This is a genomic window from Pseudomonas sp. HMWF006 (assembly GCF_003061205.1).
Classification (GTDB): Bacteria; Pseudomonadota; Gammaproteobacteria; order Pseudomonadales; family Pseudomonadaceae; genus Aquipseudomonas; species Aquipseudomonas monsensis.
Genome location: NZ_QAIU01000629.1, coordinates 5,696 through 8,423 on the forward strand (window position 1 = coordinate 5,696; position 2,728 = coordinate 8,423).

A 2,728-nucleotide genomic window follows, 5' to 3' on the forward strand; every position below is an offset into this window, starting at 1 on the left:
GCACCGATCCGGGCTTCAACCACGCGCCAGGCGCTGGACTGGCCGAAGCGCTGAAGCGCAAAGAAGCGGCAGCATAAGAGGCGCGCCATGATCACCGTAGATATCGAACACCAACGTCTGCAGGACGCTTTGCGCAAAGTCGAATGGGCAGTCGGGGATCTCGCGCCGTTGATGCGCAGCGCCGCCGCCGAGCTGCTGAGCCAGACCGAGGAGAACTTCGAAAATGAGGGCCGGCCCGACTGGGCTGATTTATCGGATGTCACCACCGAGCGCCGGGAGAAAAGCGGCAACTGGCCCGGCCAGATCCTGCAGATCAGTTCTGCGGGGTTGGCGGCGTCTATCACCAGCGCTGCTACCGAGAGTTCAGCACTGGTCGGCAGCAACAAACCCTATGCAGCGATGATGCAGTTCGGCGGATATAAATCGGAATTCCCGCACTTGTGGGGAGACATTCCGAGCCGTCCGTTCTTCCCAATGGATGCAGAGGGCGTCATTCAGCCTGAAGCAGAGGAAGCGATTCTTGAACTGGCCCTGCATCATCTGCAAAAAGCCGCTCGCCTGTAACCGCGCCAGACGGCCTCTGGTGTTGTTACGGCTGCGGTGCATCGAACCTTGCAAGGAAAAAGTGCTGTAAACGCTTTATAAACCGCTTCAGTACGGCAGCATGCGCTACTCATTGGCCTCCTTTACTTGTCCCCGCTTGTTTATCTCCCCGATTAGCAAATTTACAGCTTCCACTCTCCAGGCATCTCCATCATTCAAACCCCTTCTAATGGTGGGCAACCGCGTGAAAGGTTCCTCGTTGATGGCCTCTCGGTTGCTAAGCACTAGAACGACAGGCCTTGTATCTGCAATCTTTGAAATCGCTTCCAAGCTGGCCGGTGTGACCTCAAATTCCTGGCCTATCAACATCACGCAGCAATTCGTCCTCACGCGAGACAACACGTTATCGCCCATTCCCTCAAACCCGCCCACCGCTGACACCGAATGGGAGTGGATACAGGCAGATCTCAACGATGCTGCAAGCATTTCGCCTTCAGCGGGGCTGAAACGCTTGCCGTTCAAAGTCAGTATCAAGCATGTGAAGCCTGACCAAACCTTGTAGTCGTAAATAACTGGCTCAAGATCGTGCTCATTAGAACAGGCGGTGACAAAGCTGCTACCGGCGCTTGAGAGTTTTTCGTCCTCTATCATTCCCTTGGTTTTCAGATTCGCAACTGCAAGAGTTTCGGATATTTGACTCGGGTTGTAGGTAAGTAAGTGAGTCACGTCAAAGTCTTTGCCCCTCTTAGGTATAACTGGATGCGTAGTCACCACGTAAATTCTTCGCAGTAGATCTAGCTCCTCCCAAGAAAGGTCTTTGAGGGTGAGTATGAAATGTCGTCGCAGCTCTGGACTTACCCGGCCTAATGCAATTGACCTGGTGAGATTTGCATATGGGACGGTTTTCTCCTCTTCGATATCGGAGACGCAGGCGTTTAGCAGCGCATGGAAATTGCTTTCCTCTATTTCCGCCTCAAGGATGTCTGCGCCGGGCAATTCATTCCTGTAAAGGAATGCACGATAAAACTCTAGGATGCGCTGCTCATCCCGTTGACGGACATAGGCGAATATTTTTTCTAGCCCTAATTTCGCCACCTCTGAAACCAGAGGCGGGATCGGTACTGCGCTTACTCCAACCTTCCCAACAACTTCAGCAATCTTGATCAGCCGTGATCTCGGGCCTTTGCTTTCACCGCGCGGGGTAGTCAATTTGTCCACAGTCGATCCCTTTACGTTGTGTTTAACCCATGGGGCATTGCAGCCAGCCTATCACCGTGTGAAGGGCGGCTGGTTAGCTCCGGGTTCCTGACTCTTTAAACTCGATTAAAAGTCCTAGGCAGATCATTGGCCCAGGCTGTGCGCATCACCTCCATGCAGCGCACAGCCATGAAACCACTGCACATCTTCAAGCCCGGCAGTCACACCGCCATGAACGGCGCCCGAATCGACTTCAGCGAGTCAGATCTGGCCGCCACTGTGAGCGCGTATGACCCGGCCTTGCACGAAGCCCCGATGGTCATCGGGCACCCGAAGCACGACGCCCCAGCGGCTGGCTGGGTGAAGTCGCTGACCGCTACCGCCAATGGCCTGATCGCCGAGCCCCAGCAGGTAGACCCGGCATTCGCCGAGCTAGTGGAAAAGGGCCGCTTCAAGAAAATTTCCGCTTCGTTCTATCACCCCGATGCCGCCAACAATCCGGTGCCGGGCGTGTACTACCTGCGCCACGTCGGCTTCCTCGGCGCACAGCCGCCGGCCGTGAAAGGCCTGCGCCCGATTGAACTGGCCGATGGTGAAGAAGGCGTCGTCGAGTTCGGCGACTACGGCCACGAACTCAATTCAGACATGTGGCGCCGGTTCCGCGAGTGGCTCATCGGCAAGTTCGACAAAGAAACCGCCGACCAGGTGGCCCCGTCGTGGGCCATCGACAGTCTCTCAGAAATCGCCCGACAGCCTGAGCCGGGCAATCAACCCGCTTTCTCTGAACCGTCCCGATCCACCGAGGTAACCAGCATGTCCGAAAAAGACCCAGCCGCCCTTGAGGCAGAAAACAAACGCCTGAAGGCCGACATCGCCAGGCGCGAAAAGGCCGCCCGTACCGCCGCGCAGGAAGCCATTCACGGGGCCAACGTCGCGTTCGCCGAGAAACTGGTGGCCGCTGGCATGAAGCCGGTACACGCCCCGGCCG

3 protein-coding genes are annotated in these 2,728 nt (G+C 56.5%); 2 read left to right on the forward strand and 1 reads right to left on the reverse strand.

Annotation, left to right across the window (positions count from 1 at the left end):
- Positions 1 to 87: 87 nt before the first annotated feature.
- Complete coding sequence (locus DBR24_RS29170; RefSeq protein ID WP_128616429.1) at positions 88 to 564, forward strand: phage virion morphogenesis protein; 477 nt, start codon at positions 88 to 90, stop codon at positions 562 to 564.
- Positions 565 to 669: 105 nt separating this feature from the next.
- Here DBR24_RS29170 and DBR24_RS29175 read toward each other — a convergent pair whose 3' ends face one another.
- Positions 670 to 1,761 carry a hypothetical protein gene (locus tag DBR24_RS29175; protein ID WP_128616430.1) on the reverse strand — a complete coding sequence of 364 codons (1,092 nt, stop codon included), beginning with the start codon at positions 1,759 to 1,761 and terminating at the stop codon, positions 670 to 672.
- 168 nt (positions 1,762 to 1,929) lie between these two features.
- Here DBR24_RS29175 and DBR24_RS29180 point away from each other — a divergent pair.
- The coding region (locus DBR24_RS29180) for a phage protease (protein ID WP_256591957.1) at positions 1,930 to 2,728 on the forward strand (799 nt) is incomplete at its 3' end.